Raw genomic sequence first — 654 nt, 5'->3', positions numbered from 1 at the left:
GTACGGCTCGGCATCCGGGTCGGATTGTACGCAAGAGAGCGGGAACGGGTGCGCATAGGCCAGACCGGCTTCGGTGATCTTGGGAATCAAATCTTTGCCAAAGTCGTGGCTGGAGTTCTCATCGCGATCGTCTTCTTCCAGCAGTTCATACAGATAGTCGGCGTCAAAGACGTAGATACCCATACTCGCCAGAGATTTGCTCGGATCGTTCGGCATTGACGGCGGGTTAGCAGGTTTTTCAACGAATTCGATAATTTTATCGTTCTCATCAACCGCCATAACGCCAAATGCGGAGGATTCTGCAATCGGTACTGGCATACAAGAAACGGTGCAACGTGCGCCTTTTTCGACGTGATCGATAAGCATACGCGAGTAGTCTTGCTTGTAGATATGGTCGCCCGCCAGGATCACCACGTATTCCGCTTTATAACGGCGGATAATGTCGAGGTTTTGGGTGACCGCATCTGCGGTGCCGCGATACCAGTTTTCCCCTTTCATTCTCTGCTGTGCTGGCAGCAGATCGACAAACTCGTTCATTTCTTCATTGAAGAATGACCAGCCGCGCTGAATGTGCTGCACCAGAGTGTGGGACTGGTACTGGGTGATCACGCCCATACGACGGATCCCGGAGTTGATGCAGTTAGACAGCGCAAA

General features: G+C 52.1%; 1 protein-coding gene. It reads right to left on the bottom strand.

Annotation, left to right across the window (positions count from 1 at the left end):
• The coding region (locus tag K0039_RS24725) for a sugar phosphate nucleotidyltransferase (RefSeq protein ID WP_265589544.1) at positions 1-654 on the bottom strand (654 nt) is incomplete at both ends.

The sequence above is a fragment of the Terrisporobacter mayombei genome (genome assembly GCF_020748465.1).
Taxonomy (GTDB): domain Bacteria; phylum Bacillota; class Clostridia; order Peptostreptococcales; family Peptostreptococcaceae; genus Terrisporobacter; species Terrisporobacter mayombei.
The sequence above is the reverse complement of the archived record's forward strand: the minus strand, read 5'-3'. Positions and strand labels throughout refer to the sequence as shown.